Genomic DNA, 25,425 nt, shown 5'->3' with positions numbered 1-25,425 from the left:
AACCTCCTAATCAAAAAACTGTGACAAATCTAGTCCACCAAAAGGATTAGAGTTCAGGCTACTCTTGGAGTCCAGTAAAATTCTGCTTTCATCAGATTCTAGAAAAGCTTCATAAACACGCGCAGTCATTCGTGCATCCTCTAAACTATTATGAGACTGCCCCTTGAATCCTAAAAATTCAGCAACAGTCTGTAATTTTAGATTTGCAATGCCGTGAAGATCCGAACTCCGTCGCTCAAAAGCTTCATCATAGAGATCGACTAGATATTGACGACTATAATCCAATCCATACTCTAGTAAGATTGGTAAATCACTCTTGGCTGCATTATAACCAACAAGGGGTAATTCACCAACAAAGTCTTGAAAATTCTTAAGAACTTCCTCCACCATCGGTGCATCTTTCAAGGTTTCAGACGTGATACCCGTTAAGCCGTTTATAAAACTTTTCAATGGTACATCGGTATGAACATATGAGTCAAATGCTCCTACTTCTTCACCATCTTTAAAACGGACTGCAGATACCTGAATCAAGTGAGTTTTATCTTGGTGTTTATTAAATTCCAAATCAAATGAAATATAATCTCTTAATTTTTCCATCTTATCCATTCCTTATTGTATTTGAAAAAGAAACTACTTGGTTATATCTAGAAACCAAGCAGTTTTTTCTTATCCTCCAAATAAGCGAGCAAAGAAGCCTTTCTTCGTTGCTTGTACTTCTTGCTTAGCCTGATCCAACTCCAACTGAAGGGTTTCTTGGTCCTTCATGGCTTGTAGGGTTAACTGTTGTTGTTGATCCAATTGCTTATCTTTTTCTGCGATTTGACGGTCTTTGACACGCATCTGTTCATCTTTTTCAGCTAACTGTTTGTCTTTAGCCTTTAATTGCTCATAAAGACGGATGATTTCAGCGTTCTTTTCATCAACAAGAATCTCCATTAATTCACGTTGCTTCACATCATCACTAACAGGTTCATCTTCAAAAATAGTTTTTTTGTAGATTTCTTCAAGCTTAATCAAGCCACTGCGAGTTACCACAGTGACTCCTTTATCATTTTTAGTCGTATCTTCTTCAGGTAATTCCTTGACACGGTTATTGATTGCTTGGCGGGACAAGCCCAAAACCTCAGCAATCTCACTTACAGTCATCTCAATACTCATAATATCCTCTGAAAGTTTTCTAGCTTTTCTTTATTTAAATATTATCATAAGCAAGCAAAACTGTCAAATATCACCGTGTTTTCAACCCTTTTTCAAAACAATTTCTCTTCTAAACTAAATTGTCTTTCAGCTTTTTTAAACTAAACATCAGTTTGCAATTTTACCACCGGTCCTAATCAATTGAAAACCTTTCTTGGTTTATAAAGAGTATCCCGTTTCTCTAAAATGGCTAATAACTTATCACCTTCAAAACCAGCCAATTCCTTCTCAGTTTGCTCCAATTCAATAAAGCGACCAAAACGCACTTCTTCAGCCTGCTCTGGGGTCAAATAAACCTTAACTAAGTCACCTGTACCAATCTCTAAGGGATGAAGAAAGTCTAACTCACCAGCTTGAACCTTTTCCTCAATTTCATTCAAGGTCAAAGCATCATCTAACTGTAAGCCCGCAGCGCTTGTTCGTGTTAAATAAGACATATGAGCTGCATAGCCAAGTTTTTCTCCCAAGTCAACTGACAAGGTCCGGATATAAGTCCCTTTGCTACATTTTACACGGAAGGTAAATCGAGCCAGATTATTTTCATAGAAAATGGAACTTGTTCGTTCAAAACTATAAATCGTCACCTGACGTTCTGGACGCTCCACTTCCTGACCAGCACGCGCATATTCATAGAGTTTGCGACCATTGACCTTGACAGCCGAGTACATAGGTGGAATCTGAGTGATTGGACCTGTCAGACTGGCAATCGCTTGATCAACAATCTTTTCATCTAAAGGAGACAATACTGGTGTCTCTGCAACAACTTCACCACTAGCGTCTTCAGTTGTTGTAGAATATCCAAGAGTTATTTCTCCTTCATAGACTTTACCCTCGTCCTGCATAAACTCGACCATGCGGGTTGCCTTACCGACGGCAATGGGTAAAACACCGACAACATCAGGGTCTAAAGTCCCTCCATGACCAATCTTCTTAGTTCCTAAAATCCTACGCAGCTTGAAAACTGCATCATGCGAGGTCATCCCCGCCTCTTTTTTTAAGTTGATAATACCGTTCATTTATTAACTTTCTAAAAATACTAAAACTCTTTTTTGGAAATCCTTATTCTGTTCATAGAGTGCATGTCCACACCCTGGTAATATAATCAGTTGACTACCTCTGATATGATGATGCAATCCAAACGAATCATCTACGCCAAGAACATCATCTTTTTCTGCTCCAATGATTAACGTAGGGCAGTTGATTTTTTCCAAAAAATCTAGACTATCATGTTTCAAACAAGATACAGACTGAATATCAATACGTTGTTTATCTTTAATATGACCAAAAATTCCCATTATTCGATAAAGGTATTTAAATTTTCCAAAGGATTTAGTCGTGTAAGAATGACGAGCGATATCAATCATCAGATCTTTATAATTTCCTATTTGACTCAGGTTCAGCCAGCGACTAATTCTCTCCCCTGCCTAGATTACTTAGTTTTGCAGTGGTCACGGCTAAAATGAGCTTTTGAACCTTTTCTGGAAAGTTTACAGCTAGCCATTGGGCAATCATCCCACCTTGTGAAATCCCCATAACATAGGCACTGGTAATATTCAATACCACCATTGCTTCTGCAACATCTGCTGCCATATCCCGGGTGGTATAACCCTGCCTCAACTCATTGATTCGAGAAAAAACATAAATTTTGTAACGTTCGGCAAGTATACGGTATGTGATTGAAAAAGACATAGCCATACCTTTAACCGTTTGTAGTCCATCGCCCAATCCTGGTATAATTACCAGAGGTTGATTCCCTTTTCCAAAGGTCACATAATCCATGCTCTTATCGTTAAAATATAATGTTTTCCCTTTTGTTGAAGACATTACTTCGTTCCCTCTACTATTTTTTCATGATTTATTTATGTTGAGTTTTTAAATGCAAGGCAAAGCCGGCAGTCACTTTTTCAAATCCAACTGCCTGATAAAACTGATGTGCAGCATTTCGTTCAGCGGTTAATCCACTATTTAGAGCCAGTGCCTTAACTCCTTCTTTTACTGCTTGTTTTTTCAATTCATCAATTAGCCTACTAGCAATTCCTTGTCGTCTTGTTTCTTTTGCAACTGACAAAGCTAAAATACGATAATAAGATCCATCTGTTTCAAAAAAGAAGAGCTTTGCATAACCTAAGAAACCTAAAATTTCTCCGTTTCTTTCAGCTAGAAGACAGCCATAATGTGGTTGAGAAAGAATCATTTCTAAACGTCGAGACAGATTAGAAGCGGTCGTTGGATAGCCCAAGTCTTCGTATAAAGACAGTAGGGCTTCAGCATCTTTCATGGTTGCTTTTCGTATCTGCATAGGATCCTCCTAGTCTTCCTTCAAGGCTTCAAATTTTGCTTTCATAGTCGGATTCTTCCGAGTCAATTTTTTAACGGAAACATCATCCAATTTGTTGTTAGCAAGGCGGAGTTGGTTTTCTGATGTTGTTAGGAATTTCTTGACTTCTTCCATGCGTTTGATAGCCTTGTCAATTTCGTCAATGGCCTTACCAAAGTTAACAGAAGCTGAATTATAGTTCTTTGCAAAGGCTACCTTAAAGGCATCCAAATCTTCCTCGAAATGCGTAATGTCAATATTTTGCTCGCGAACCAAAGCCAATTCCTGCTTGTATTTGAGAGAATTCAGTGCAGCATTGCGCAAGAGTCCAATCAAATGGATAAAGAACTGGGGACGAATGACATACATCTTATCATATTCGTGACTAACATCGACAATCCCAGTATTGAAGTAGTCGTTATCAGCCTCAAGCATACTTACCAAAACTGCATACTCACAGTTTTTCTCACGACGATCCTTATCCAACTCTTTATAGAAGTCTGCATTTTTATGTTTCTTCTCTGTCCCGTCTGCTTCATTTTTCATCTCAAACATGATGGAAATGAATTCTAGTCCATTTTCATCAAAATCACGGAAGATAAAATCGCCCTTAGAACCACGTGCTGAAACCTTATTGTCCTTCTCAAAGTATGCATTTGGAAAGGCAAAGCTTCGAACCTTGTTAAACTCACTTTCTGCATAGTGTTCCAAACTTTCACCGATTGCCTTGGTTGATTGTTGGGCCTTGAAATTCTTGTAAAATTCAACCTGTTCACTAGCTGCCTTAAGCTGGGCTTCGTAGTTTTGTTTAACAGAAGCAAGAGAAAGTTCGTTTTCTTTTTCTTGTAAGAGGAGCTGATTTTTGACCTGATCACGTTCTTTTTCAAGATCAGAAAGAGTTTTTTGTAGTTGATTTTCATGCTCCAAGCGCAAGGTAGCCAATTGATTTTCGAGAGCTTGGACTTCTTTTTCTTTCTCTAGCAAGCTTTGACTAGCAGTTTGCTCTACTTCTTTTTTTGCCAATTCTTTTTCTGTATCAAAGTTGTTAATTTGACTTTGAAGCTGGGCAATTTCTTGGTCTTTTTGAGCCAGTTTTGCCTGTTGTTCATTTAAAGCTTTTTGCTCTACTAAAGTCAATTCTTGCTTGATCCGCTCATGTAATTCTTTGTCAAACTCTACAGTTCGAACTTGAGAAAGCAGTTCTGCATATTGACTTTCATTGACTGTAAATACTTCGCCACAATTGGGACATTTAATCTCGTTCATGTTATTCCTCTATATTTATCTATTCTACATTCATTATAGCATGGATAAACAAAAAGAAAAAGTTGGAATAAATCCAACTTTTAATCTACATATGTATCTTCGTTTTTGTTTAAGAAGGCGTAAGGCAATCCCATCAGTAGACCACCACCAATAAAGTTACCAATAAAGGTTACACCCCAGTGACGAAGAATATTTCCAATACCGAAGTTTGCGATTGAATCAGCAGCAACACTGAATTTCACGATAGCAAATGATGCAAAGTTTGCGGCGATGTGTTCATTTGTTAAGAATACAAACATGTAAATAGCTGAAAGAACTAACCAAAGTTTAGCTCCCCCATCTTTGACTAAAACAAATGAAAGAATTGCGATATTTACAAAGACATTAGCCAAGATAGCTTCAAGCAAGATAAGTTCATTTGAACGGCCCAACTTCATTTCCACAACTCCAGAAATAAAGCTATCATGGGTAAGGTTTGCATAAGCTGCTGAATGGGCGAATCCCCAACCTGCTATAAGAGCACCGATCAAATTAAAGAGTGTACAATATAGAAGAATTTCAGCTGTTTTTCTCCAGCTAATTTTTTTCAAAAAGCTACCAGCTGTCAAGAACATCATGTTAGATGTTACTAACTCAGCATTCAAGAAGACAATGTAAGCCAATCCCCAAGCGAAAACAAATGGGAAGAGGAAACGTCCACTACCAGGAGCAATCTTATTAATCAAGTCAGCTCCAACTGCACCAGCTGCTGTACTAAATGTTAAGAATGCACCAGCAAACATTGAACGGATAGCGTACTTGAATTTACTTTGACTGTAAAGACTTTCCTTTTTCTTACAAGCAAACTCAATTTTTGAGATAAATTCTGAAGAAACCATATAAACTCCTAAAACTTTTATTTGTGAATATTATAACATAAAATCGAAATTATGGGAAGGCTTTCTTAATTCTATTTACAATATTTTGATCACTTTTAGCAATCGTTTCCATTTACTTTGTATCAGCATCTTTAATGTTTTCAACTCTTTATCTTCAAATTCTCTACTCTATATATTTAATATACGTTTTTATTTTGTTCTATATGAATTTACAAAAGAGTCTCTTTATTTTTCAGCAAAAGTCCATGCACTAATAATTTGTTTGAATTTATAGACAGAGAAAATAACGTTTTTATCAAAAAGTTCTTTAGAAAAAAAATCGAGGTCTGGATTTTTAGTCCCGACCTCCTCTATTATTGATTTTCATTTTATTTAGTAAGAGCTAAGTGCTAATCAACATAAGTCTCTTCATTTTTATTAAGATAAGCGTATGGTAAACCTATTAGGAATCCTCCACCAATCAAGTTAGCAATGAAGGTAACACTCCAATGACGTAGGATATTTGGAATATCAAAGTTAGCAATTTGATCAGAAACAATGCTGAATTTAATAATGCTAAAAGATGAAAAGTTAGCTGCAATATGCTCGTTAGATAAGAAAACAAACATAGAAATAGCTGACAAGATAATCCAGAGTTTGGCATTGCTATCCTTAACCAAAATTGAAGATAGAATGGCAATATTTACGAACATATTTGCCAAAATCCCCTCCAACAAGACCAACTCACTAGGTCGTGCCAACTTCTTAGCTACAATCTTTGGAAGATAACTGTCGTGTGTCAGGTGTGAAAAAGCCGATGAGTTAGCAAAGCACCAACCTGCTAACAGAGCGCCAACTAAGTTGAAAAAGGCACAATAGAGTAAAATGATAAAGGCTTTTTTCCAATCAATCTTCTTCAAAAATGTTCCAGCTGTCAAGTACATCATATTTGACGTCACCAACTCGGCATTCAAGAAAACGATATAGGCAAGTCCCCATGCAAATACAAAGGGAAATAGGAAATAACCAGCACTTGGAACGATGCTATTGAGTAGATCAGCACCTATGGCCCCAGCGGCTGTACTAAAGGTTAAGAAAGCACCTGCAAACATCGAACGAATGGCATATTTAAACTTACTTTGGTCAAATAAACTTTCTTTCTTATGGCAATAATAATCAATCTTTGAAATAAATTCTGAAGAACTCATATAAACTCCTTAAAATATAATTGTTAATATTATAACATAAAATATTTTAAGTGGAAATAAATTTTTGTTCTTTACATTTGATTGTATTTAGTGCTAGCAAAAGCTACAATTTCTTCTGCAGTCAACCCTACCAGCTCTGAAACCCACAAGCCGACAATATCTGACAAAACAGAATCGCAGACATATTCATTCTCACCATGACCATATTTACAAGTAAATAGTGGAGTTCTTATCGCTGATTGATAAAAATTGAAGGCTAACTCTTGCAGTTTTTCTGGCTGAAATTCAAGTCCCAACTCTTGTGCAAGTAGAGTTCTCACTTTGTCCCACTTTTCGCCTTTTGACTGGTAATTTTGTCGTGCTTTGTTGATAAATCCCTGACAGAATTTTGCCAACAAATCCTTGTTTTGGTAGAGTAACCGACAAGAAAAGTCTGAGATAGAACCAGCATGAATTAAGAAAGTAAGCAAGTTATCAAGGCTTTCTGCTACCCGACCAACTTGGCCTTCACTCCCTATAAAGCCGATACTCTCATCCTCAAGAATTACATATTCTCCCCCACTACCGTCTTTAGCAAAGGCTATGGGCGAAAGAGAATAAACTTCATTGTTCTGAGAAAATTCAACCTCTTTCAACTGGTCATAAAATAGAATATCGCATTCTTTCATCAATAAGTTTCTCAGTTGATTATCTTCTCTTATTACTTGTAGTTGAAGCATATTAGCTACTCTCCTGACTTTGACAATTGTCACAAGTGACAACAATTCAATTTTAGCAATCGACTCTTAATAATAATAATAGATTTTAATATGGCACTTCTTGGCCACATTGGCAAGATTTTTCACTAACTCCTCGTTTCTTTTGCTTTTCCCAAAATGAAAAGTAAAAGATTTTCCATCTTTCCTTGTAAAATACAGATGATACCTGTCCCCATTCATTCTTCTCCCTCGAATGTAATCAATATCAATCTGTCTAATTTCAGCTAGAGGAACAATCCTTTTTCTAAAAAGAATAATCGTGTGAATGTATAATCTTCCCTTTGCAATATGAAAAGGATCTAACATACTCCCACCACTTTTTAAGGATGTCTTAACTCTTTGGAAAAAAAGATAGAAATAAAATAGTGCTAAAAAAATTAACAAAAATCTAATGACCTGATTTTTCCAAAGGACTTCAAAAACTGAAATACGATAACTATACATATTAAAATAATTCCTTTTTTCTTTATTATACCACTTTTGTTGAGAGTCTGGGGCTATAGAAAAAGACTGAACAGAGTTCAGACCTTTTCATGAATACTTGATATGATTTCATTATCTAGTCAAATCAAGACGTTTACCGATTTTTCCGATAAGAATAGCACCAACAATCAAGGAAGCGAATTCTCCGATAGCAGTTGTAAACCAAGTTAAGAAGAAAGGTGCTTCAGCTACGATGTTCAATTCAGCAGCAATTGTGATCATTGAAATCGAAAAAAGAATTGAAAAGAAGAAATGATCTTTACGAATCAATCCATTAAAAAGATAGTCTTTTTTATACTTGCTAAACAACCATACGCCTAAACTTAGGAAGACAAGCGTAGAGCCTCCACCAACTGCGACATCGATGATTCCAAAACTGAAGAAATTTGCAATCATACATCCAAGAGTAACACCGATAATGTACTTAGGATTGTAAAAGGCAAGGAAATTCATCATTTCAGAAATACGGAACTGATAAGCACCGTAACTGATAGCATTAAGGGGTGGTGTGATTGTCAAAACCACATAAATAGCTGCGACAATGGCAATATCTGCCATATCACGGATAGTTAGTTTTTTCATATTTTCTCCTTTAGCGATTAACCCGCGTAAAATATGCTTGGTGAAAGAAGCTAAGCACCAAGGGTTGAGCAAGTCAACCTTTCAAGTATAGCACATTTATGTCCTTTATGCTATACTGTTTTTATGAAAATATCCATAAAAAAATTTTTCGACAATGAAATCCTCTCTTACTTATTTTTTGGAGTTGCAACTACTCTTGTTTCGATCATTGTTCGTATCACAATTTTTTACCTTTGCCAACAAGAATTATGGGCGACTGCTTTGGGAAATATAGCTGGAATTCTTTTTGCTTTTTTCACCAATGATACCATTGTTTTTAAACAAAAACGAAAAAATTGGTTCAAGCGTCTGATAAAATTTACGACCGCAAGATTCATTACCTTCCTCTTAGACCTGCTTTTGACCTTTATTTTTGTGACGAGCTTCCCCCATATTATCGGTCAGTTTGTAGGTGATAATCTCAATACTATCAATACAATTGAGACTATTTTTGCACAAGTTACTATCATAGTCCTTAATTACATCTTCAGTAAAGTTTTTGTTTTTAAAAAACAATAAGCATACTTCTTGCATTCTAATGACTATTATACTATAATTAAAACTGTTAAATTTTGAAAGGAAATTATGAAAATGTTAAAAGATCTTAAAGAATTTTTGCTCCGCGGTAATGTTGTAGACCTTGCTGTCGGTGTGATCATCGCTTCTGCTTTTGGTGCTATCATTACTTCATTTGTTAATGATATCATCACTCCACTCCTATTGAACCCAGCCTTGGAAGCTGCGAAAGTACAAAACATCGCTGAGCTTGCATGGAATGGTGTTACATATGGTAAATTCTTGAGTGCTGTTATCAACTTCCTTGTAGTTGGTACTGTTCTATTCTTTGTGATTAAAGCTATGGAAAAAGCTCAAAGCCTTACTAAAAAAGAAGAGGTTGTTGAAGAAGCACCTGCTGGTCCAACTGAGTTGGAAGTTCTTCAAGAAATCAAAGCTCTTCTTGAGAAAAAATAATCATATAGAGGATTCGGTTCAATACTGAATCCTTTTTTATTCTCCTTTTACTGAGCTTAGAAAAAACTTGAGTTCAGCTCTCTTTTTTGATATAATAATTAAAGTTTCCACCCTTAGTGTAATGGATATCACGTAAGATTCCGGTTCTTGAGATGGGGGTTCGATTCCCTCAGGGTGGATAGATTTAAACGAAAAACAGCGAAGTCGCTGTTTTTTCTGTATTAATCTTGTCTTTGAATATAGATCATTGATACCAACGAAAGAAGAATAACTCCGAGTCCGATGATTAAAAAGGAAACTAATTGCACACTTGGTAGAAAGGTCATCAAACCTTTCGCAATCGGCATAAAGAGAATTGCCAGTGTAAAAATGGTACTCAATACTCTTCCCAGATAGTCTCCGTCAACCTTGGTCTGTACCTGAGTGAAAAAGTGAATATTAAAAATTGTCATAAATAATTCACAAACTAGGTTTCCTGAAAAAGTAAGAAAATTAGGCAGTGGTAAGCCCATCATGAAAACTCCTACTCCTGTGAGGATCAATAAGAATAAAAGTGTATTCATGCTCGATTTAAATTTATTTGCTATCAGTGCTCCGATGATTGAGCCAATTGCACCCATGGTTAAGATAGTCGCATAGGCTCCGTCTACACCATAGAGTTTATTTGAAAAAGGGAGCAAAAACTCAAAAGCTGCAAAAAAGAAATTCACACTTGAAGCCACTAACAAGAGAAAGAAAATTTCTTTTTGATGCCTGATATAGTGCAAGCCATCTTTGATATCCGCAAAAATATCTTTCCCAGTAAAACTCTTCTGCTCTTGAACCTTTGGTTCTTTTTTTGGAAGTAAAGCAACTAGGGCAAAAGCAATGAAAAAAGTCAGAGCATCTAGTAAGAGCGTCATGTGAAGACTTGCAAATTGTAAAACAAGGAAAGAAAGCACCGGAGAACTGACTCCTACAACCTGTAAAACTAACTCCAAGCGAGAGTTATAGGTCACTATCTCGTCCTTTGCTACCACCTCTGTGATAATAGCTTTATTGGCAGTGCGAGAAAATGCAAAGGCAATCGCTTGAACAATATTAGCAAAGATCAAAGCTCCAATCATCCAGCTGTCGTTCCTTATAAAAGAAATAGCCAGACAAAGAATTCCACAAACCAAGTCGGTCGTCATCAAAATCTTGCGACGGGAAAAACGATCTGAAATCACTCCACCAAAAGGATTGACTAGAATGGATGTAACGAGTTCAGAAATCTGATAAATCCCTAGAACGGTTTGCCCAATCGTTCCCATCGATGCCAACCAAACACTATTTCCATAATCATAGAGCATATTTCCTAGTTTGTTAATAGCTCCACGACTAATCAACTGTACTGCATATCGATTCATAAAAACTCCTCTCAAATTTTGAAACTATTGTATCAAAACTTGAAGGAATTTCTTATTTTTCCCTTATTTGGGAAATTAATTTTTTACAAATTTATCGTAATGTTCCTGATAGTAGGCTACCTGCTCTGGAAGCTCAAGCAGGTCAAAAATATGCATTGCTTCCTGCATTTGCTTACAACCTTCTTTTTTTTGTCCCTTCTGATAAAGGGCAAAGCCTTTAAGAAAGTGGAAAACATTACGCTCATAGAGTTTGATGCTCTTACCTATGATCTTCTCAATATAAGCTTCAAAGTAGTTGGCATTTTCAAAAGCAAGATGTTCTAAACAATGCTGGTAACAATTAAGAGCTAAAATCAAGACCAGTTTTCGATGGCGTCCAATTTCTTTGTAGAAATCCTCCCTCTCCATCACTTCTCTACCAAGGCGAGTAACATAGTCCACATCATAAAAGCTATAGAGATTGCCAAAGAGGATCAACTCATACATGGTCCATTCATCTGTTTGGAAAAGATAATCTGCCACCTTATCCAGATCACCTTGCTTCATAGTGAAGCTAACATCTCTTTGACAAATCAGACCTTGTAACAAAATCCAGTTCAGTTCAAAATAGAGGGGATTTGTTGAACTCTTAGCTTTTTCAAGTTGTTCTTCTTGAAGTTTTTGAAAACCTGCAATATCATTTGAGTAGTAAAGTGGAATAATCTGAGCCATCAAGCCGACATGCTCATGATGTTGAAAATTTCTAGTCTTATCCATAAAATTCTCAATCGTCACATGAATATTATCTAATATTTCAAAGAAACGAGATGCAGCCAGATCCGACTCCCCCAATTCAAAGCGAGATAATTGGGAGGTTGAACAGGCCTCTCCTGCAGCTTCTTTTAGAGAGTAATTTTTACTGATTCGAAATTCACGAAAGACTTTTCCAAGATGTTCCATCTTACACCTGCTCCGATAATTCTTCCCACTCTAGCATTGCTTCTTCTTGACGATGGCTAATTTTATCCAGTTCTGCTTGTAATTGCATGAGTTCATCTGCATCATTGGTGGTATGCATTTGTTCAGAGATAGCTTGGGCTTGAGTTTCCAGTTCTTCGATTTCTGTCTCAAGACTTTCAATTTGTCTCATTAACTTACGAAGTTCTTTTTGACTTTCCTTTTGAGCTTGGTAGTCAGTAACTGGAGAAACCTCATTTTCTTGGCTATAAGTTGCCGCTTCTTCCTCTTGACTAGCTACTAGCTCTGATTTTTTATCAACATAATAGTCATAATCACCAAGATAAAGTGTTGATCCATTTTCGGACAATTCTAGCACATGAGTCGCTACACGGTTGATAAAGTAGCGGTCGTGGCTGACAAAAAGCAAGGTCCCATCAAAGGCAATCAGGGCATTTTCCAACACTTCCTTGCTATCGATGTCCAAGTGGTTTGTCGGCTCGTCTAGAATCAGGAAGTTGTTGTTTTCCATTGAAAGTTTAGCTAGAAGCAGACGAGCTCGTTCACCACCTGACAGCATCCCAACAGATTTCTTAACATCGTCACCAGAAAAAAGGAAGGCACCTAGGCGATTACGGATTTCAAGTTCAGGAGTCAGCTTGAAATCATTCCAGAGTTCGTCTAAGACTGTATTACTCGGTGTTAGTTTGCTCTGAGTCTGGTCATAGTAACCAACCTCAACATTAGCACCAAAGCGCTTCTCACCCTTGATAAAGGGAATCTGATCCACAATGGATTTAATAAAGGTTGACTTACCAATACCGTTAGGACCAACAATGGCAATAGCATTCATCTTACGAAGATCAAGGTTGATTGGTTCTGATAAGATTTCACCATCATAGCCAATAGCAGCATTTTCAACTGTCAAAACGACATTACCAGATACCCTGTCAGAATGGAAGGTCATATTAGCTGACTTTTTCCCAGCTTCAGGCTTGTCCAAGCGCTCCATTTTCTCCAGTTGCTTGCGTCGAGATTGAGCACGTTTGGTTGTTGATGCTCGAACAAGATTTCGGTTAACAAAGTCTTCTAAGGCAGCAATTTCCTTCTGCTGCTTTTCGTAGTTTTTGGCTTCAGTTGTGAGCTTCTGCTCCTTCTGCTCCACAAAACTTGAGTAGTTTCCTACATATCTATCTAAAGAATGTTTGGTTAAGTCGAGTGTTATGGTCGCAACCTTATCGAGGAAATAACGGTCATGGCTGACGATAATCAAGGCACCACTGTAGTTGACCAAATAGTTTTCTAACCAAGCAATCGTTTCAATATCTAAGTGGTTAGTCGGCTCGTCCAAGACCAAGAGATTAGGCTTTTCAAGGAGCATTTTGGCAAGGGCTAAACGGGTATTTTGACCACCGGAAAGCTCAGCGATTCGCATCTGCCACATGGACTCGTCAAACTTGAATCCATTTAAGATAGAGCGAATAGCGGCTTCGTAGGTAAATCCTCCAGCCTGACGGAAATTTTCTGATAGTCGATCATAGTCAGACATAAGTTTGTCTAATTCTGCACCAGTCTTTTCCCCCATCTCCAACTCCATCTGTCGAAGTTGTCTTTCAGTACGACGCAAGTCATCAAATACATGTAGCATTTCATCGTAAATTGTATTTTCAGACTCAAAGCGACTATCCTGTGCTAGATAAGAGAGGGAAATATCTTTTTTCTTATTGATTTCACCAGTGGTTGGCTCCTCTTCTCCAACCAATATCTTGAGCAAAGTAGACTTCCCAGCACCATTTTTCCCAACGAGGGCAATACGGTCTCTTGCATCCACTTGTAGGTTTATATTATCAAAAAGAACCTCTCCAGCAAAAGAACGTTCAATTTTATTAGCTTGTAAAATAATCATACAGTTAGTATAGCATGTTTCGGTAAGCCGTTCAAGACTTGTGGTTTAGGTACATTTCATAACTTTTTCAGAAACTCATGCTAACGTTTTACTAAAACTTCAAATCGTGGTATAATGTAAGCGATTAGATTATATATTAAAGGAGATTTCCTATGTCTTACCAAGAAAACTACCAAAAATGGGTTGATTTCGCAGAACTTCCAGACTACCTTCGTCATGATTTGGAAAACATGGACGAGAAAACTAAAGAAGACGCATTCTATACCAATCTTGAGTTTGGTACTGCAGGTATGCGTGGATTGATTGGTGCTGGTACTAACCGCATTAACATCTACGTTGTCCGTCAAGCAACTGAAGGTTTGGCTCGTTTGATTGAGTCAAAAGGTGGAAACGAAAAAGAACGTGGTGTAGCCATCGCTTATGATAGCCGTCACTTCTCTCCAGAATTTGCCTTTGAATCTGCAGCAGTTCTTGCTAAACACGGTATTAAATCTTATGTTTTTGAAAGTCTCCGTCCAACGCCAGAGCTTTCATTTGCTGTTCGTCACCTCAACTGCTTCGCAGGTATCATGATTACTGCTAGCCACAATCCTGCTCCATTTAATGGTTACAAGGTTTACGGAGAAGATGGTGGTCAAATGCCTCCACACGATGCGGATGCTTTGACAACTTATATCCGTGCTATCGAAAATCCATTTGCTATTGAAGTTGCTGATGTAGAAGCTGAAAAAGCATCTGGTTTGATTGAAGTTATTGGCGAAGCAGTCGATACCGAATACCTCAAAGAAGTCAAAGATGTGAACATCAACCCAGCTTTGATTGAAGAGTTTGGTAAGGACATGAAGATTGTCTACACTCCTCTTCACGGTACTGGTGAAATGTTGGCGCGTCGTGCTCTTGCACAAGCAGGATTCGACTCAGTTCAAGTTGTTGAAGCTCAAGCTACCCCAGACCCAGACTTCTCAACTGTTAAATCTCCAAACCCAGAAAGCCAAGCAGCCTTTGCACTTGCAGAAGAACTTGGTCGCCAAGTAGGGGCTGATGTTCTTGTCGCAACTGACCCTGACGCTGACCGTGTCGGTGTTGAAGTCCTTCAAAAAGACGGAAGCTACCTTAACCTTTCAGGGAACCAAATCGGTGCCATCATGGCCAAATACATTTTGGAAGCTCACAAAAATGCTGGTACACTTCCAGAAAATGCAGCCCTTTGCAAATCTATCGTATCAACTGACTTGGTAACTAAGATTGCTGAAAGCTACGGCGCAACTATGTTCAACGTCTTGACTGGTTTCAAATTTATCGCTGAAAAAATCCAAGAATTCGAAGAAAAACACAATCACACTTACATGATGGGATTTGAAGAAAGCTTCGGTTACTTGATTAAACCATTCGTGCGTGATAAAGATGCTATCCAAGCTGTTCTTGTCGTTGCTGAACTTGCTGCCTACTACCGCTCTCGTGGTTTGACTCTTGCAGATGGTATCGAGGAAATCTACAAAGAGTACGGCTACTATTCTGAAAAGACAATCTCTGTTACCCTCTCTGGTGTTGACGGTGCTGAGCAAATCAAAGCAATTATGGCGAAATTCCGTGAAAACGGGCCTAAAGAATTTAACGCAACAGAAATCACTGTCGTAGAAGACTTCAAAGCACAAACTTCTACTGCCGCTGATGGCACTGTAACAGCCTTGACTACTCCCCCAAGTGATGTATTGAAATACACTCTTGCAGATGGTTCATGGATTGCAGTTCGTCCTTCAGGTACAGAACCAAAAATCAAGTTCTACATTGCAGTTGTTGGTGAAAGCAACGAAGATTCACAAACTAAGATTGCTAACATCGAAGCTGAAATCAATGCTTTTGTAAAATAAAGCAACTATATAAAGGTCGGGAAAAATCCTGACCTTTATTTTTGAAGATGAAGTAAAAGCTGACTGTAATTTATGTCTTCTTTTAACTCTTTTGACCAAAACTTCAGTTTCGATATCTTTAAAGACACAGGGATATCGGACTAGAAAATCAGACTTAGTTTACTGATTTCTGTCCCACCATCTATTTCCGTATCAAAACTGAGCAATTTTAGCATTTTTATGGCATACTAGTTTTATCAAAAAAAGCGAGGTATTCTCATGGAACAATTTTTAGAAAACATCAAAGATCTTGAAGTGACAACAGTTGCGCGTGCTCAAGAAGCGCTCGACAATCAAGAAACAGCAACTTTCTTTATCGGACGTAAAACTTGTCCTTACTGCCGTAAATTTGCTGGCACATTGGCTGGTGTAGTGGCTGAAACCAAAGCACACATCTACTTCATTAATAGTGAAGAGCCAAGCCAACTTGAAGCTTTACAAGACTTCCGCTCACGCTACGAAATCCCAACTGTACCAGGATTCGTTCATGTTAAAAATGGACAAATCAATGTCCGTTGCGATTCTTCAATGTCAGCTCAAGAAATCAAAGAATTTGCTGGGTTGTAAGATAGTCTATAAAAAAGAAGGCATAGGCCTTCTTTTTTTATATCTCAGTCAATGGTGTTGCGGTGTCTGGTGAAGTATCGTAAACTTGAAAGTCTACTCCTACTCCCAGATCTGCCTGAGCTAACTGATTGACCATGGTCATGTGGGCTAGCTCCTTGATATTATTTTCCTTAGACAAATGGCCTAGGTAAATCTTCTTGGTGCGATTACCTAGTGTGCGAATCATGGCGTCTGCGCCATCTTCATTTGAGAGATGTCCAAGATCAGACAGGATGCGTTGTTTGAGTCGCCATGCGTAGGATCCTGCTCGCAGGATTTCAACATCATGATTTGACTCGATCAGGTAGCCATCTGCATTCTCGACAATGCCAGCCATACGGTCACTAACATAGCCTGTATCCGTCAGCATGACAAAGCTCTTATCGTCCTTCATAAAACGATAAAACTGGGGAGCGACTGCATCATGACTCACACCGAAGCTCTCGATATCGATGTCGCCAAAGGATTTGGTTTTACCCATCTCGAAAATATGCTTTTGCGACGAGTCAACTTTACCGAGATACTTACTATTTTCCATAGCCTGCCAAGTTTTCTCATTGGCATAAAGATCCATGCCGTACTTACGAGCAAGGACGCCCACACCGTGGATATGATCTGAATGCTCATGGGTTATTAAGATAGCATCCAAATCCTCTGGTTTACGATTGATTTCACTCAAGAGGCTTGTAATTTTTTTGCCTGAGAGTCCCGCATCTACTAAAATTTTCTTTTTTGGTGTTTCCAAGTAAAAAGAATTTCCACTGGAACCCGATGCTAAAATACTGTATTTAAAACCGATATCACTCATTCTAGTCTTCTAGTTCATCCTCCCAAATCTCTTCTTTCACGGCATCTTTATCGTATGGAAGTACGATGGTAAAAGTAGAGCCCTTGCCATATTCACTCTTTGCCCAAATAAAGCCCTTATGTTGCTTGATGATTTCCTTAGCAATAGCCAATCCTAGTCCTGTTCCACCTTGGGCACGACTTCTTGCTCTGTCTACTCGATAGAAACGGTCAAAAATCTTCGGCAAATCTTGCTTTGGAATCCCTAGACCTTGGTCGGAGATAGACAAAATCATCTGATCATCTGTAGTTTTCATGCTTACAGTGATTTTTCCACCATCTGGTGAATATTTGATGGCGTTATTTAGAATATTATCAATCACCTGGATCATCTTATCCGTATCAATTTCAATCCAAACAGAGTTAATCGGATAATCTCTCACCAACTCGTACTTCTTCTCCTCATCCTGACTTCTCATCTTATCAAAACGATTGAGAATAAAAGTGATAAAGGCAGTAAAGTTAATCAACTCAACATCCAAGTGACTGGTCTCATTGTCAATCCGTGAGAGGTGCAAGAGGTCCGTCACCATCCGCATCATACGGTTGGTTTCGTCCAGAGAAACCTTGATAAAATCAGGGGCAACTGGTTCTGTTAGAGCTCCTTCGTCCAAGGCCTCAAGATAAGATTTAACACTTGTCAAAGGTGTACGCAACTCATGACTAACGTTCGAAACGAAAAGCCTTCTCTCACGTTCTTCCTTCTCTTGTTCAGTCGTATCATGTAGGACTGCTACTAAACCAGAGATAAAACCAGACTCTCTACGAATCAAGGCAAAACGCACGCGCAAGCTGATATACTCGCCATTCACATTTTGGGAATAAATCATCAATTCAGGACTTTGCGTAATGAGATCTCTCAGCTCATACTCTTCTTCAATTTTGAGTAACTCTAAGATATTTTGATTAAGAGCATCATCCCTTTCAACTCCAAGTTGTCTCTTAGCCATGTCATTAATCATGATAATCTGACCACGACGATTGGTCGCAAGTACTCCGTCTGTCATGTAGGACAAGATACTATGCAACCTTTTACTCTCTTGTTCCAGATTTTCCTGAGTCAAACGGATTACTTCTGACAAATCATTAAGATTGTTAGTGATATTAGTTATCTCTGAGCTACCTTGCATATCCAAAACCTGAGAATAATCACCAGCAATCAAATCCTTAACCTTCTGGTTTAATTGTCTAAGGCGAATATTATCACGACGGCTCTCAAGCAGAAGAAAAGTCACTAGCATAATAAAGCCAATTAGGATGAGGATAAAGATAAAGTCACTCGTCAAAATTGTTTGTTTAATTACTTCAATCATTATTTCTCATATAATATCCCACTCCACGACGAGTTAGGATGTATTCAGGTCTACTTGGTGTATCTTCAATCTTCTCGCGCAAGCGTCTAATGGTTACGTCTACTGTACGGACATCCCCAAAGTAGTCATAACCCCAAACAGTCTCAAGGAGGTGCTCACGGGTGATCACTTGACCAATATGAGAAGCTAAATGATGTAAGAGTTCGAATTCGCGGTGGGTTAGGTCTAACTCTTCACCATATTTCTTAGCGACATAAGCATCTGGGAGGATCTCCAAGTCACCGATTTGCAGACTTTGTAGTTTCGTTTCAGGCTCTTGGTTATCAGCAGAAGCTAGCTCTGTACGGCGAAGTAAGGCCTTAACACGGGCCTGTAGTTCACGATTTGAAAAGGGCTTAGTTACATAGTCATCCGCCCCAAGTTCAAGACCGATAACCTTATCAAACTCGCTGTCTTTAGCTGAAAGCATGATAATTGGAACACTACTTGTCTTACGAATAGTTTTTGCGACCTCAAGTCCATCAATCTCTGGAAGCATCAAATCCAAGATAATAATATCTGGTTGCTCAGCTTCAAATTGTTCAAGAGCTTCACGACCATTGAAAGCAGTTACAACTTCATAACCTTCCTTGGTCATATTAAATTTTATAATATCTGAGATGGGTTTTTCATCATCTACAATTAGTATTTTTTTCATTTAGTCACCTTTTTCCTTATCTCATTATACCAAAAAAATGTAAAGAAGACACGAAAGACCGATACTAGCAGCTTCTTTTCAAGTAGGCTTGCCAGATCTTTTGCTGAGGTTTGGCTAGGGGATAATTATTAAATTCTTCTGGACTTAACCAAAGGACTTCTCTATCAGCGTATTCCTGCGACTCAGCAACTCGCCCTGCAATTATCTGAATATGCCATTTTCGATGGCTAAAAATGTGCTTAACCTCTTCAAAACGTAGATCTTGCCAATCAACTTCAAAATCATAGTCCTGTTCAAAACTCTCCTGTGGAGATGGTCCCAGTTCTAGAATTGGCTCCTCTACTTGACTAAAAAGGTCCAGGTCCTGAGTCTGGTCTGAGAATTCATCAACTTCAATCAAGGGAAAATGCCAAAATCCAGCCAAGAGTTTTTCACTCTCATTCTTCTCTAATAGAAACTGCCCCTGACTATTTTGCACTACAAGAGCCTTTAGATAAATAGGGATTGGCTTTTTCTTTGGAGCCTTAATGGGATAGCGATCCATGGTCCCATGTTGGTAAGCAGCACTGAACTCTTTAACAGGACTCTCCTCCGGTCTTGGATTAACAGGAGCCTCAATATCTGAACCTAAATCCATCAAAGCCTGATTGAAATCACCTGGACGATCAGGATCTATTAGAACTTCCATCATCGCTTGAAATATTTTTCGATTGCTAGGATTTCCAATATCATGATTGACTTCAAACAAACGTGCCAAAACACGCATAACATTGCCATCTACTGCAGGCTGTGGAAGGTTAAAGGCAATACTAGAAATTGCACCAGCTGTATAAGGACCAATCCCTTTTAAACTCGAAATACCTGCATAAGTTGACGGAAACTTGCCTTCAAATTCACTCATAATCTGTTGAGCGGCTGTTTGCATATTGCGGACACGAGAATAATAGCCAAGTCCTTCCCAAGCTTTTAATAAGCGTTCCTCAGCTGCATTTGCTAAGCTTTCAACAGTTGGAAACCATTCTAAAAATCGTTCATAATAGGGAATGACGGTATCAACTCGAGTCTGCTGCAACATAATTTCAGATACCCAGATATGATAAGGATTCTTGCTTCGTCTCCAGGGTAAATCACGCTTGTTTTCGTCATACCAGGCTAATAATTTTTGACGGAAAGAGAAAATCTTGTCCTCTTCCCACATGGTCACACCATATTTCTCCAAATCTAACATATTTCTAGTATAGCATAACCTTTTAGGATACTCAAAAAATCAAGATAGGGCTTGTTAAAACACTCTCTTAAACTCTGTTAGATTAATAGCAATTTAACCTTTCCAAACCAGCTGATTCTATCATTTTCCCTTCTTTTTTGATATAATAAATTCAGAATGATTCTTCAAAGGAGGCATCTATGCGTTTTAATCAATTCAGTTACTATCCTGTAAGCCAGCAAGAAGCTTTACAGGAATTATCCAACCTTGGGTTCAAGCTTGATCAATCAAATTCTGATAAAGAACAGTTTGAAGCTTTTGTTAGAACTTATTTTTTCAATTACAAAAATACGGATTATCCCCTTTCAACTTTAGCGGTTGACAAAGAAACTGATCTACTCACTTTCTTCAATTCTGATCGTGAATTAACTTCAGAAATTTTCTATACTGTTGCCTTTCAGTTGCTTGGTTTCAACTACTTAATAGACTTTGAAGATGGTCTAGCTTTTCATAAAGAAACGGCATTCCCTATTGTATACGGAGTTTTGATTGACAATCTCTATCAACTCCTTAACACGCGCACTAAAAAGGGAAATACCTTGATTGATCAGCTAGTTAGTGATGGTCTTATCCCTGAGGACAATGATTACCACTACTTCAATGGAAAGAGTTTGGCTACTTTCTCAACTAACAATGTTATTCGTGAAGTTGTTTATGTAGAAACTCGTATTGATTCTGATAATGATGGTCTACCTGATTTAGTCAAGGTTAGCATCATCCGTCCGACTTACAATGGCAAAATTCCAGCAGTTATGACGGCAAGTCCTTACCATCAAGGAACCAATGATAAAGCAAGCGATAAAGCTCTTTACAAAATGGAAGCTGAGCTAGAAGTCAAGGAACCACATGAAATTTCTCTAGCAAATCCAACATTAGACTTGGTTGAGCCAGTTGGCCAAGCAGACCTCGTTTCAGAAGCTGAAGAAAAACTGACTCATATCAATAGCAGCTACACACTTAACGACTACTTCCTTCCAAGAGGATTTGCAAATATCTACGTATCTGGTCTTGGTACAAAGGATTCTCAAGGTCAGATGACTAATGGTGACTATCGACAAGTTGAAGCCTATAAAAATATCATTGATTGGCTCAATGGCCGTTGTCGCGCCTTTACAGACCATAGTCGTAAACGTCAAGTCAAGGCTGACTGGTCCAATGGTAAAGTCGCCACTACTGGTCTTTCTTATCTAGGAACAATGTCAAATGGTCTTGCTACTACAGGAGTTGATGGTTTAGAGGTCATCATTGCTGAAGCCGGTATTTCTTCTTGGTACAACTATTACCGAGAAAATGGTCTGGTAACAAGCCCTGGTGGCTATCCAGGAGAGGACTTCGATTCATTAGATGAATTAACTTATTCTCGTAATCTCTTAGCTGGTGACTATATTCGTGGAAACGAGGCTCATAAAGATTCTATAGAAGAACTGAAGAAAAATCTAGACCGTAAAACTGGGGATTATAACCAATTTTGGCATGACAGAAACTACCTTCTTAATGCTCACAAAGTTAAGGCTGATGTTGTCTTTACCCACGGTTCGCAAGACTGGAATGTAAAACCACTTCATGTCTATCAAATGTTCAATGCTCTTCCAAGCAATATTAAGAAACATCTCTTTTACCATAACGGCGCCCATGTTTATATGAACAATTGGCAATCTATTGATTTCCGTGAATCCATGAATGCTCTTTTGACGCAGAAATTATTGGACCAAGAAACTGACTACCAACTTCCAAGAGTCGTTTGGCAAGACAATACTGCTCCTCAAACCTGGCTGTCACTTGAAGATTTTGGAAATCAAACTGACCCTAAAACTTTCTCTTTAGGTACTGAAGAAGCTGTCATTGAAAATCATTACCAAGATTCTGACTTCGAACGATTTGGAAAGACTTACCAAACCTTTAACAATGAACTTTATCAAGGTAAGGTGAATCAGATTACCATTGATCTTCCAGTGACTGAAGATCTTCATATCAATGGTCGTGTTAAACTAAACCTTCGTCTCAAGTCAAGTACAAACAAAGGCTTACTTTCTGCTCAACTTCTCGAACTTGGTCAAAAGAAATACCTACAACCATATCCAGGAGTTTTGGCTGCTCGTACGATTGATAATGGTCGTTACCACATGCTGGAAAACCTTTGCGAACTACCATTTAGTCCAAATGCACAGCGTGTTATCACCAAAGGCTATCTCAATCTTCAAAATCGTCATGATTTATTGAAAATTGAAGAAGTTAAACCATATGAATGGTTGGAATTCCAATTTGAACTCCAACCAACTATTTACAAACTAAAAGAAGGAGATACAGTACGTCTCGTTCTTTACACAACAGACTTTGAGATTACTGTACGTGACAATACAGACTATCACTTGACTGTAGACCTTGCACAGTCAAGTCTTGAGATACCTTTTCAAAGGGAGGTAACTGTAGATGAACAAAGCCGAGCAAAGACACCAGCTCATCCGAGCCCTAATCACTAAACAAAAAATTCATACCCAAACTGAATTACAAGAACTACTGATTGAAAACGGAGTACAGGTCACACAAGCAACACTTTCAAGAGACATCAATCTGATGAATCTTTCTAAGATTCGTGAAGGTGAACACTCCTATTATTCAATCAACACTGGCTCTACATCCAAGTGGGAAAAACGGCTAGAAGTGTATATGGAGGAAGCCCTCTACATGATGCAACCTGTCCAACACCAGGTTGTCATCAAAACCTATCCAGGATTAGCACAGTCCTTCGGATCCATCTTGGATGCCCTAAACTTCCCTGAAATTGTAGCTACTATCTGTGGAAATGATGTCTGTTTGGTTATCTGCGAGGATAAGGAACAAGCTCAATCTTGCTTTGAGCGCCTCAAACAGTTTGCACCACCTCTATTTTTTGATCGCTAACAAAATCCCGTGATGACTATCATCACGGGTTTATTTTATGATTTGTTGTTTTCAGCTTGTTTTTTAGTTCTTGCTAGTCTCAAAGCACGATTTGGATTGAGGCGATTAAAGAGTTCTTCTAACTTTTTCTCATTCCAGACGTCTGCTGCAGAAACAAAATTTCCATCAGCATCTCGGAAAGATATCGGTTTATCTCCCATAGCTATCTCCTAGTCTACAAACTCAAACTCAAATTTGCCGATACGAACTAGATCTCCATCCTTGGCACCACGGGCACGGAGAGCTTCATCAACTCCCATACCACGCAACTGACGAGCAAACTTCATGACAGACTCATCACGATCAAAGTTAGTCATGTTAAAGAGTTTAATGAGTTTTTCACCTGAAAGTACCCAAGTTGCATCGTCATCACGACTAATTTCAAATGGTTTTTCTTCTTCGTCAAAGCCATAATAAACTTCTTCTTCCATTTCTGACTCATCATAAAGAAGGAATTCTGGCGTCTTATCAAGAAGCTCTGCTGTTGCATCTAGTAAAGGTGCAAGACCTTGCTTAGTCAAACCAGAGATTGGGAAGATGGCTGGAAGATCCTCGAACTCATCATAGTTAGCTGCCAATTTTTTCTTGAATTCTTCAAGGTTTTCTTGACTCTCTGGCATATCCATCTTATTAGCAACAATAATTTGCGGACGCTCCATCAGACGAAGGTTGTAAGATTCCAACTCTTTGTTAATAGCTAGATAATCTTCGTAAGGATCGCGACCTTCACTGGCTGACATATCAATGATGTGAAGGATAACGCGAGTACGCTCAATATGGCGAAGGAATTGAGTTCCCAAGCCCACACCTTGACTAGCGCCTTCGATCAAACCAGGGAGGTCTGCCACTGCAAAGGACTCACCTGACTGGGTACGGACCATACCAAGATTAGGAACGATTGTTGTAAAGTGGTAGGCACCAATTTTAGGTTTTGCAGAGGTAATCACACTGAGTAGAGTTGATTTACCAACTGAAGGGAAGCCAATCAAACCAACATCCGCAAGGATTTTAAGCTCTAACTGTAACTCACGCTCCTGACCAGGTTCTCCATTTTCAGAAATCTCTGGAGCAGGATTTTTTGGTGTCGCAAAACGGATATTTCCACGACCACCTCGACCACCGTGAGCAACGATAAACTCTTGACCGTGCTCAATCAAGTCAGTAATAACTTTTCCAGTTTCTGCATCACGAACAGTTGTTCCTTGCGGTACTCGAACAATCAAGTCTTCTGCACCGCGTCCGTGCATTCCTTTGGTCATCCCTTTTTCACCCGATTGGGCTTTAAAATGACGATTGTAACGGAAGTCCATCAGGGTACGTAAACCTTCATCTACAACGAAAACAACGTTACCACCACGGCCACCGTCACCACCCCATGGTCCTCCATTAGGGACATATTTTTCTCGGCGAAAAGCAACCATGCCATCGCCACCATTTCCAGCCTTGACCTTAATCTTGGCTGTATCTAAAAACATACTCATATTCTTTTCTCACTTTAAAAAGGGCTGGGAAATCCCAGTCACCAACTATTACTACTTGCTAGAAATTCTAGTTTCCTAGAATCTGCTAAATACACCAATGGCTGTAGCAAAAATACCTGCTAAGGTTACAAACAACATAATCAAGACGACGAATAGTGTCAATTTCTCAAAAAATGTTTTTTTACGTTTTCCATTATCACCAAATGCCATTATTTTCTCCTTTTCTATAATTCCCTATTTTTAATATTCTTCCGAGACTGGAGCAATTGCCCACAAGATCAAGTAAGCAATCAGTCCACTACCATAACAAAAAGCTAGAACTCCCCAGATTACACGTACGATTGTCGGATCAATATCAAAATAATTTGCTAAACCAGCGCATACTCCACCTATTTTTTGATCTCGACTACTTCTCATAAATTTCTTTTTCATTTCTTCATTTCCTTTCTTCGAAGA

General features: G+C 38.5%; 27 protein-coding genes, 1 tRNA gene, 1 pseudogene and 1 riboswitch. Of the genes and pseudogenes, 7 read left to right on the top strand and 22 right to left on the bottom strand.

What is annotated here, in order from left to right:
- Positions 1–6 precede the first annotated feature (6 nt).
- The 11 genes and pseudogenes from AXE83_RS05045 to AXE83_RS04995 form a co-directional block, all read right to left on the bottom strand.
- Positions 7–597, bottom strand: coding sequence for a 3'-5' exonuclease (locus AXE83_RS05045; RefSeq protein ID WP_049504978.1), 591 nt, complete (start codon positions 595–597; stop codon positions 7–9).
- A 69-nt stretch (positions 598–666) separates the two neighbouring features.
- Entirely contained in the window at positions 667–1,158 is a 492-nt protein-coding gene (locus tag AXE83_RS05040) for a DUF536 domain-containing protein (protein WP_049504976.1), read from the bottom strand.
- Positions 1,159–1,334: 176 nt separating this feature from the next.
- Entirely contained in the window at positions 1,335–2,213 is an 879-nt protein-coding gene (gene truB, locus AXE83_RS05035; RefSeq protein WP_060955661.1) for a tRNA pseudouridine(55) synthase TruB, read from the bottom strand.
- Between the two features lie 3 nt (positions 2,214–2,216).
- Positions 2,217–3,021, bottom strand: a pseudogene (locus AXE83_RS05030) (alpha/beta fold hydrolase).
- Positions 3,022–3,052: 31 nt separating this feature from the next.
- Positions 3,053–3,496: a GNAT family N-acetyltransferase gene (locus AXE83_RS05025; protein ID WP_045763273.1), complete on the bottom strand. Its 444-nt coding sequence runs from the start codon at positions 3,494–3,496 to the stop codon at positions 3,053–3,055.
- 9 nt (positions 3,497–3,505) lie between these two features.
- Complete coding sequence (locus tag AXE83_RS05020; protein ID WP_060955660.1) at positions 3,506–4,780, bottom strand: DUF2130 domain-containing protein; 1,275 nt, start codon at positions 4,778–4,780, stop codon at positions 3,506–3,508.
- Between the two features lie 80 nt (positions 4,781–4,860).
- Positions 4,861–5,658: a formate/nitrite transporter family protein gene (locus AXE83_RS05015; RefSeq protein WP_060955659.1), complete on the bottom strand. Its 798-nt coding sequence runs from the start codon at positions 5,656–5,658 to the stop codon at positions 4,861–4,863.
- Positions 5,659–6,047: 389 nt separating this feature from the next.
- Positions 6,048–6,845: a formate/nitrite transporter family protein gene (locus AXE83_RS05010; protein ID WP_060955658.1), complete on the bottom strand. Its 798-nt coding sequence runs from the start codon at positions 6,843–6,845 to the stop codon at positions 6,048–6,050.
- A 71-nt stretch (positions 6,846–6,916) separates the two neighbouring features.
- Positions 6,917–7,564 (bottom strand): hypothetical protein, encoded by a 648-nt coding sequence (locus tag AXE83_RS05005; protein ID WP_060955657.1) that lies wholly within the window; start codon positions 7,562–7,564, stop codon positions 6,917–6,919.
- 66 nt (positions 7,565–7,630) lie between these two features.
- The gene (locus AXE83_RS05000) at positions 7,631–8,047 is read right to left on the bottom strand and encodes a hypothetical protein (protein WP_060955656.1); all 417 of its coding nucleotides are present in this window, start codon (positions 8,045–8,047) and stop codon (positions 7,631–7,633) included.
- A gap of 111 nt (positions 8,048–8,158) precedes the next feature.
- Positions 8,159–8,668: a QueT transporter family protein gene (locus tag AXE83_RS04995; RefSeq protein WP_060955655.1), complete on the bottom strand. Its 510-nt coding sequence runs from the start codon at positions 8,666–8,668 to the stop codon at positions 8,159–8,161.
- Positions 8,666–8,763: riboswitch (PreQ1 riboswitch) on the bottom strand. Its footprint overlaps the gene before it by 3 nt.
- A 28-nt stretch (positions 8,764–8,791) precedes the next feature.
- On the opposite strand from AXE83_RS04995, the gene AXE83_RS04990 reads away from it, so the two are divergent.
- The 3 genes from AXE83_RS04990 to AXE83_RS04980 all read left to right on the top strand — a co-directional run bounded on the left by AXE83_RS04990 (position 8,792) and on the right by AXE83_RS04980 (position 9,858).
- A complete protein-coding gene (locus tag AXE83_RS04990; protein ID WP_060956372.1) occupies positions 8,792–9,226 on the top strand; it encodes a GtrA family protein in 435 nt (144 codons plus the stop codon).
- Between the two features lie 72 nt (positions 9,227–9,298).
- A complete protein-coding gene (mscL, locus tag AXE83_RS04985) occupies positions 9,299–9,679 on the top strand; it encodes a large conductance mechanosensitive channel protein MscL (protein ID WP_060955654.1) in 381 nt (126 codons plus the stop codon).
- Between the two features lie 107 nt (positions 9,680–9,786).
- Positions 9,787–9,858 (top strand) — tRNA-Arg (locus tag AXE83_RS04980).
- Positions 9,859–9,900: 42 nt separating this feature from the next.
- Here AXE83_RS04980 and AXE83_RS04975 read toward each other — a convergent pair.
- The 3 genes from AXE83_RS04975 to AXE83_RS04965 form a co-directional block, all read right to left on the bottom strand.
- Positions 9,901–11,067 carry an MFS transporter gene (locus AXE83_RS04975; protein ID WP_060955653.1) on the bottom strand — a complete coding sequence of 389 codons (1,167 nt, stop codon included), beginning with the start codon at positions 11,065–11,067 and terminating at the stop codon, positions 9,901–9,903.
- 75 nt (positions 11,068–11,142) lie between these two features.
- On the bottom strand, positions 11,143–12,006 hold the full coding sequence (locus AXE83_RS04970; RefSeq protein ID WP_060955652.1) for an XRE/MutR family transcriptional regulator: 864 nt from the start codon (positions 12,004–12,006) through the stop codon (positions 11,143–11,145).
- A gap of 1 nt (position 12,007) precedes the next feature.
- Complete coding sequence (locus tag AXE83_RS04965; protein ID WP_060955651.1) at positions 12,008–13,909, bottom strand: ABC-F family ATP-binding cassette domain-containing protein; 1,902 nt, start codon at positions 13,907–13,909, stop codon at positions 12,008–12,010.
- Between the two features lie 152 nt (positions 13,910–14,061).
- On the opposite strand from AXE83_RS04965, the gene AXE83_RS04960 reads away from it, so the two are divergent.
- The gene (locus AXE83_RS04960; protein WP_060955650.1) at positions 14,062–15,780 is read left to right on the top strand and encodes a phospho-sugar mutase; all 1,719 of its coding nucleotides are present in this window, start codon (positions 14,062–14,064) and stop codon (positions 15,778–15,780) included.
- 258 nt (positions 15,781–16,038) lie between these two features.
- Positions 16,039–16,386: a PedC/BrcD family bacteriocin maturation disulfide isomerase gene (locus tag AXE83_RS04955; RefSeq protein ID WP_060955649.1), complete on the top strand. Its 348-nt coding sequence runs from the start codon at positions 16,039–16,041 to the stop codon at positions 16,384–16,386.
- 37 nt (positions 16,387–16,423) lie between these two features.
- On the opposite strand, the gene AXE83_RS04950 is transcribed toward AXE83_RS04955, so the two are convergent.
- The 4 genes from AXE83_RS04950 to mutY all read right to left on the bottom strand — a co-directional run bounded on the left by AXE83_RS04950 (position 16,424) and on the right by mutY (position 20,509).
- Complete coding sequence (locus AXE83_RS04950) at positions 16,424–17,233, bottom strand: MBL fold metallo-hydrolase (protein ID WP_060955648.1); 810 nt, start codon at positions 17,231–17,233, stop codon at positions 16,424–16,426.
- Position 17,234: 1 nt separating this feature from the next.
- Positions 17,235–18,584: a cell wall metabolism sensor histidine kinase VicK gene (vicK, locus tag AXE83_RS04945; RefSeq protein WP_060955647.1), complete on the bottom strand. Its 1,350-nt coding sequence runs from the start codon at positions 18,582–18,584 to the stop codon at positions 17,235–17,237.
- Entirely contained in the window at positions 18,577–19,281 is a 705-nt protein-coding gene (gene yycF / locus AXE83_RS04940) for a response regulator YycF (RefSeq protein WP_060955646.1), read from the bottom strand. The genes vicK and yycF overlap by 8 nt, the downstream gene beginning before the upstream one ends.
- 64 nt (positions 19,282–19,345) lie before the next feature.
- Positions 19,346–20,509 carry an A/G-specific adenine glycosylase gene (gene mutY, locus AXE83_RS04935; RefSeq protein ID WP_060955645.1) on the bottom strand — a complete coding sequence of 388 codons (1,164 nt, stop codon included), beginning with the start codon at positions 20,507–20,509 and terminating at the stop codon, positions 19,346–19,348.
- A gap of 179 nt (positions 20,510–20,688) precedes the next feature.
- Here mutY and AXE83_RS04930 point away from each other — a divergent pair, with 179 nt between their 5' ends.
- Both AXE83_RS04930 and AXE83_RS04925 read left to right on the top strand, forming a co-directional pair.
- Positions 20,689–23,028 (top strand): Xaa-Pro dipeptidyl-peptidase, encoded by a 2,340-nt coding sequence (locus tag AXE83_RS04930; RefSeq protein WP_060955644.1) that lies wholly within the window; start codon positions 20,689–20,691, stop codon positions 23,026–23,028.
- Positions 22,979–23,449 (top strand): arginine repressor, encoded by a 471-nt coding sequence (locus AXE83_RS04925; RefSeq protein WP_001030117.1) that lies wholly within the window; start codon positions 22,979–22,981, stop codon positions 23,447–23,449. Before AXE83_RS04930 ends, AXE83_RS04925 begins: the two co-directional genes overlap by 50 nt.
- A gap of 35 nt (positions 23,450–23,484) precedes the next feature.
- Here the strand turns inward: AXE83_RS04925 and AXE83_RS10975 are convergent, their stop codons facing one another.
- The 4 genes from AXE83_RS10975 to AXE83_RS04905 all read right to left on the bottom strand — a co-directional run bounded on the left by AXE83_RS10975 (position 23,485) and on the right by AXE83_RS04905 (position 25,401).
- Entirely contained in the window at positions 23,485–23,649 is a 165-nt protein-coding gene (locus AXE83_RS10975; protein ID WP_049502767.1) for a hypothetical protein, read from the bottom strand.
- A 9-nt stretch (positions 23,650–23,658) separates the two neighbouring features.
- Positions 23,659–24,969, bottom strand: a complete 1,311-nt coding sequence (obgE, locus tag AXE83_RS04915; protein ID WP_060955643.1) for a GTPase ObgE — start codon at positions 24,967–24,969, stop codon at positions 23,659–23,661.
- A gap of 75 nt (positions 24,970–25,044) precedes the next feature.
- Positions 25,045–25,179 (bottom strand): DUF4044 domain-containing protein, encoded by a 135-nt coding sequence (locus AXE83_RS04910; protein WP_049548929.1) that lies wholly within the window; start codon positions 25,177–25,179, stop codon positions 25,045–25,047.
- Between the two features lie 30 nt (positions 25,180–25,209).
- On the bottom strand, positions 25,210–25,401 hold the full coding sequence (locus AXE83_RS04905; RefSeq protein ID WP_075229473.1) for a PspC domain-containing protein: 192 nt from the start codon (positions 25,399–25,401) through the stop codon (positions 25,210–25,212).
- Positions 25,402–25,425 lie beyond the last annotated feature (24 nt).

This window comes from Streptococcus sp. oral taxon 431 (assembly GCF_001553685.1).
Lineage (GTDB): Bacteria > Bacillota > Bacilli > Lactobacillales > Streptococcaceae > Streptococcus.
This window is presented reverse-complemented; position numbering and strand designations above follow the sequence as displayed.